The sequence below is a fragment of the Vibrio sp. OPT20 genome (genome assembly GCF_963889365.1).
Lineage (GTDB): Bacteria > Pseudomonadota > Gammaproteobacteria > Enterobacterales > Vibrionaceae > Vibrio > Vibrio splendidus.
On sequence record NZ_CAWPOA010000013.1, the window covers coordinates 1 to 239 of the forward strand.

Annotated in this window: 1 rRNA gene; it reads right to left on the minus strand. The window is 43.5% G+C overall.

The window, feature by feature from the left end:
• A 5S ribosomal RNA gene (rrf, locus tag AACR09_RS00900) occupies positions 1 to 75 on the minus strand; the annotation flags it as partial.
• Between the last annotated feature and the right edge of the window lie 164 nt (positions 76 to 239).

The following is a 239-nucleotide window of genomic DNA, read 5'->3' on the forward strand; positions in this document are numbered from 1 at the left end:
ACCATCGGCGCTATTGTGTTTCACTTCTGAGTTCGGCATGGAATCAGGTGGGTCCACAATGCTATGGTCGCCAAGCAAATTTTAAAATTCGGAAAGCTTATCTAAAAGTATTTCTCTTCAAACTCATTCAAGCGTTTGGTATTTTTTTGAGTCCACAAAACCCCTTGGGTGTTGTATGGTTAAGCCTCACGGGCAATTAGTACAGGTTAGCTCAATGCCTCGCAGCACTTACACACCCT